This window comes from Trebonia sp., from assembly GCF_049794275.1.
Classification (GTDB): domain Bacteria; phylum Actinomycetota; class Actinomycetes; order Streptosporangiales; family Streptosporangiaceae; genus Trebonia.
This window is the reverse complement of the sequence record NZ_JBARCR010000856.1, coordinates 1-4,840: the sequence shown is the minus strand read 5'-3', so window position 1 is coordinate 4,840 and position 4,840 is coordinate 1. Positions and strand designations below refer to the sequence as shown.

Genomic DNA, 4,840 nt, shown 5'->3' with positions numbered 1-4,840 from the left:
ATCTTGACCAGCAATGGCCTGGGCGAGGCCAGCCGGAACAGGCAGCCCTTCTGCTCCGCGTAACCGGCCATGCGCGCCAGGGCGGCTAGGCCGCGTGCATCGCAGAAGGCCAGTGCGGTCACATCCGCAATCATTGGCCCGCAGTGGCGATCGACGAGATCGCTGACGTAGCTGACGGCTGCCTCAGCGGTGGTGACATCCAGTTCGCCGTTGAAGTCCACGACGGCCTCGCCAGTGACGCAGATCCGGTGGCTCAGTTCCAGCGGCGCGGTTCCCTGCAGATCGTCCTGGGCTGCCATGACTACTTCCTCGACGGCTCTTGCTTGAGCAACGCATGTGAGCATCATGGGCTCCCCTCCTCAGCCGCCCGCGCCTGTTCGCGGAGTGACCCTTCCCCAGCCGTGTCCATTGACGGACGGATCCAGCGGGATTCGCCAGTACCTCTCGTTCGGCCCGCCAGTCGGCCGTGGCCAGCAGCGCGGGTGTGCGGCCAGCATCTACTTCTGTGAGGACTGAGTAATCACCCGAAATCGGGTGATTGCCCAGACGCGAGGACTCCGTGCGATGGTCGGGGATCGTGCCGCCCTGCCGTGACACGCCGATCGCGGATGAGGTGAAGGAGCCATCAGCCTGTCAGGGATCACTCGCAGCAAGGGGACGGACGTGCCCTCGAGGGTCTCCGGAGGCCGGGTTTGGCCTGCCCTGCTCCTCTCGGCCTGGAGTCGAGCTAGGCCAGGGGTCTTCTCATCCAGTGCTAGATAGGATGCCCGTGACATAGACCGCTCTGCCTGTCAACAGCCAGAACGGCCGAGAGGTCCCCTTCAGGGGCTTGGAATGCTGAAGGCGCGCCCCGGATCAGGCATCCCAGATTATTCAGTTTTCCCGAAGGCAAGGTGGCACGTGACCCGGTCTGCGAGTGCGGGAGTTGAGGTATTTGCTGATCTGCATGCCGATGTCGGTGAGGCGCCGCATTGGGACGAGCGCACCAGGACGCTGCTGTCCGTCGACTTGACCGCGGGTGCGGTGTTCCGTTACGAGCAGTCGGGGAGGAAGCTGGGGTCCTTCTGCGTCGGCCAGGAGGTAGGCGCGGCTGTTCCCCGACGCAGCGGCGGGCTGGTGCTCGCGGTACGCGACGGTATCGCCGTGGCCTCAGATGCCGGGGAGGGCTTCGCGCTTGCTGCTCCGGTCGAGCGCGACATCCCTGGCAACCGGATGAACGATGCGAAGTGCGACCCGGCTGGCCGGCTCTTGGCCGGGACAATGGCGTTTGACTTCTCGCCGCATTCCGCGGTGCTGTACCGCGTTGAACCGGACTGGTCATTCGCGCAGGTAGTCGGCGACGTGACGCAATCGAACGGCATCGCGTGGAGCCCCAGCGGTAGCCAGATGTACTTCATCGACTCGGCCACCCAGGGTGTCGACGTCTTCGACTACGACACTGGCACCGGCTCGGCCTGCAACAGGAGACGACTCGTTACTATCGACCGTGCGCGCGGGACGCCAGACGGGATGACCGTCGATAGCCGGGGCAACCTGTGGGTTACGTGCTTCGGCGGCGCGACGGTCTGCTGCTTTTCACCAGCCGGCGTGCAACTGGACGAGGTTGTCTTTCCGGTAACACAGGTGACGAGCTGCGCTTTCGGCGGTCCGGACCTGGCGAACCTGTACGTGACCTCGGCTGCTTACCGGCTCAGCAGTGATCAGCTTAAGAGGGAACCGCATGCGGGCGCCACGTTCGTCTGCCGTCCCGGGGCAGTGGGCATGCTTGCGTCGTCGTTCGCCGGGTAACCGGTGCCCGATCCAGATAACCGGATCACAGGATGCCCAGCGAGGTCGCGCGCTTAACGGCGGACGAACGAGAGGTGGCGCCGAGCTTCATGTAGGCATGGCGCAGGTGTGTCTTTACCGTATTGAGCGACAGGTACAGCTCCGATGCCATTTCGGTGTAGGTAAGCCCCTCAGGCAGCTTTTCCAGTACCCGTATCTCGGCGGCAGTCAGCGGGTCGAGAAGTTGCCCTGGCCGTGAAGCGGGTGCAACGTGCCTGCGTGCCGCGAGACCGGCGGTGATCAATGCCGTCACCTGTTTGGTCCGGGGATACAGGTCCGACTCGGAGATCACATGCTCGACCAGCTGCGGAGTCGTGTCCACGACGGTCTGGACGAAACCGTGCCGTCCCGCCACGGTCAGGGCGTCTCTGACCAGGGGGGGTGCCTGGGGTGAGGATCGGCTGATGGCGACGCTCGCGCGCAGCAGCCGTAGTTCCAGGTCGGACCGGATCGTGGCTCCCTCAGCCGGTGCGCTGCTCAGGGCCCGGGCCGCCTCGTCAGGTTTCCCGGCGGCCAGAGCGATGATCGCCGACATGACGATGCGCCGTTGTTCAGGCAGTCGCTCGATGGCTTCTGCGGCGCCCTTCTGGTCGCCGAGACCGAGGCGGAGGCGGACCTCCAGCTCGTCGGCCTCGGCGAGAAGGACGGAGTGGCCGCTCTTGAGCGCCGACCGCGCTGCGGGCAGCGAAGTCAGGGCCTCATCGAGGTTACCGGCCGCCGCCCAGATCCGGGCCCGGTCCACCTGGGCCAGGTAGTTGAAGCTGGGCCGGGCACCGCCGACCATCGCCAGGGCGCGCTCGACCGGTTCAGCGGCCGTAACCAGATCGCCCCGTTCCAAAGCGAGCAGGGCTGTTGTCCGCAGCGCGTGGAAATTGAAAAAGTGGCGGTCGAAGCCGAGGCGACGGGCCGCAGCGAGGGCGTCAGCGGCCAATGCGCCAGCTTCTTCCAGGGCCCCTTCGATGAAGGCGGCTTGACTGATCACCCCGGGGCAGAGAACCTCGGTCAGCGGGGAGCTGACCTGAGTTGAGGCAAGCGCATTCGCCAGGAGCCGGGCTTGGCTGAAATGGCCAAGATAGGTGTGGCAGTACATGGCCAGCGTGCCGAGCGTCACAACCCAGTCGCCGACCCCGTCGGCGATGGTCTCGAACGGCCGAGCCTGCTCCCTATGCGCCAGCGCCTCGTCGAACTGGCCTATGAACGTGCAGTGAAGCATATTCACCAGCGCCAGCCTCACGGCCAGCTCCGGTTGCCGACCCGGGTCGATACGGCACTGCCGGGCGACCGCGACAGCCCGCGAACCTCGCTCGAATGCCCCCCGCCAAAGCAGCTCAGCCGCCAGCGGCACCACGAACTCAGGTGCGTCCGCGAACAGCTCCGGCCGGATCTCGTCCAAGTCAAGCGCGCTGGAGACTGCCGGGTTGGTCAGGACGTCACGTACGACTCCCTCGTTGAGCAGGCTGACAGCCGCGGTCCGTTCACCGGCGGCCAGCAAATGCCGTGCTGCCGCGCCGGTCTGCCCAGCCTCGATCAGGTAGCGCGCGGCAGCCTCATGCAACTGCTTCTCCCGGGCAGGGTACCGGGCACGCAACTCGCTCTGGAGGACCTCTCTGATCAAGTGGTGATAGCGGTAGGTACGGGCCTGGTCATCCACGATCGTCACGAACATGTGCGTGCCGTAAAGAAGCTCGAGCATCTTCGCTGACCCCGGACCGCACAGCGCGGTGCAGGCCGACACCGAAAGTTCATCCAGGACCGAGATGGCCAGCATGAATTCGGCGACCTCTGGCCGCTGATGGGACAGGACCTCCTCCAAGAAGTAGTCGGCGACGGTATAGCGGTGCAGCTGCACCCGGCCAGCCGCGGAGGCAGGATCGGGCGAACCGTGGATCGAGATCGCGGCCATCTGCAACCCGGCAGCCCATCCCTCGCTGCGCCGGTGAACCAGCGTCAAGTCTGGCTCGTCCAGCCACACCGAGAATCCGGCAAGCAAACTCCTGGCCTCCTCTACCGAAAAGGCCAGGTCCGCGTCCCGCAAGTCGACCAGATCCTGGTGTGCCCGCATTCGGGGTAGCCTCAGCGGCGGGTCAACCCGGCTGGCCACAGCCAGCTGCAACGATGGCGGGTGATACTCCACCAGCCAGCGCAAGGTGTCGGCGCTAGCCGCCCCGGCCAGGTGAAAGTCATCAATGACCAGTACCTGCACCTCATCCGGGACGTCAAGGTCGTCAGCCAGGGCGGCGATGGCATCGGCCGATATCTCGCCATCAAGGCCGATCAGCTGCCGGGCATCCTCGCCAATCGACGGCCGACCAAAACCATATCGCGTGGCCTCGATGATGGCACCGACGAAACGGACCGGATCGGCGTCGGCCACGTCGCAGCTCAACCAGGCCGATTTCCGCTCCGGCCGGGACGCCAGCCAGTCGGCGAGGAGCATGGTCTTGCCTGCCCCCGCCGGGCCCACCACCAGGGTAAAGCGAGCCTGGTCTCCCCGGTCCAGCCGCTCGAGCAACCTGGGCCGGCGCACCAGCCCCGGCCCCCCTTTGGGGGCACGGAACTTCGAGGACGGGAACCGGGGACTGCGCGGGCCGGGCTCAGCCATCACAGTTGCTTGCGGCATTCTGCCTCGGCCTCCCGTACGCAAACCGCCCGGTGCGGCCGTCAGCGAAGGACACGGAAGCCGTTCCCGGGCGATGGAACGATTTTACGGTTTGTTGGCCATGGCACAACCCCTGTCTTTGCAATGCGCCCTCCGGGGCAACCTCACCGCTCGTCCCCGGCTGCTCACATCGAAATCCCGATCACCCGATGCCGGGTGACGACACAAGCTCCGCGGTCGTACACCCTGACGGCCAGGTCAACCACCGATTGTGAGGCATAACCCAGTGGCACGACTCACATATGAGATCACCTTGCGTGGCCAGGCGGGCAGAACGCTGCGCGCACAGTTCGACGAGTGCAAGGTCACAACAGGCCCGGACACGACTACCCTCCGGGCCGAACTGTCCGACCA

General features: G+C 65.7%; 3 protein-coding genes. 1 reads left to right on the top strand and 2 read right to left on the bottom strand.

Going from position 1 to position 4,840, the window contains the following annotated elements; genetic code table 11:
• On the bottom strand, positions 1–299 hold a 299-nt coding region (locus tag WA805_RS22160), incomplete at its 3' end, for an STAS domain-containing protein (protein ID WP_425243290.1).
• A gap of 601 nt (positions 300–900) precedes the next feature.
• Here WA805_RS22160 and WA805_RS22155 point away from each other — a divergent pair.
• Complete coding sequence (locus WA805_RS22155; protein ID WP_425243289.1) at positions 901–1,788, top strand: SMP-30/gluconolactonase/LRE family protein; 888 nt, start codon at positions 901–903, stop codon at positions 1,786–1,788.
• A gap of 25 nt (positions 1,789–1,813) precedes the next feature.
• Here WA805_RS22155 and WA805_RS22150 read toward each other — a convergent pair whose 3' ends face one another.
• Positions 1,814–4,339: a LuxR C-terminal-related transcriptional regulator gene (locus WA805_RS22150; RefSeq protein ID WP_425243288.1), complete on the bottom strand. Its 2,526-nt coding sequence runs from the start codon at positions 4,337–4,339 to the stop codon at positions 1,814–1,816.
• Between the last annotated feature and the right edge of the window lie 501 nt (positions 4,340–4,840).